This window comes from Streptococcus suis (assembly GCF_002964045.1).
Classification (GTDB): domain Bacteria; phylum Bacillota; class Bacilli; order Lactobacillales; family Streptococcaceae; genus Streptococcus; species Streptococcus suis_U.
On record NZ_POPB01000313.1, the window covers coordinates 1 to 318 of the forward strand.

The 318-nt window shown below is 48.1% G+C and carries 1 protein-coding gene; it reads left to right on the forward strand.

What is annotated here, in order from left to right; all coding sequences use genetic code 11:
• The coding region (locus C1E99_RS05140) for a hypothetical protein (RefSeq protein ID WP_153060164.1) at window positions 1-318 on the forward strand (318 nt) is incomplete at both ends.

Genomic DNA, 318 nt, shown 5'->3' on the forward strand with positions numbered 1-318 from the left:
ATCGGTCGAGTGCCAACTGAGACGGAGCTCAAGGTCTTGGATACCTATTGGAGTGATCACTGCCGTCATACGACGTTTGAAACAGAACTCAGAACGATTGACTTTTCAGCTTCAAAATTCCACAAGCAATTGCAGGCGACTTATGACAAGTACCTGGCGATGCGGACAGAATTAGGTCGGACAGATAAGCCTCAGACGCTTATGGACATGGCGACCATTTTTGGTCGTTACGAGCGGGCAAACGGTCGACTGGGTGATATGGAAGTGTCGGAAGAAATCAATGCCTGCTCGGTAGAAATTGAAGTGGATGTAGATGGA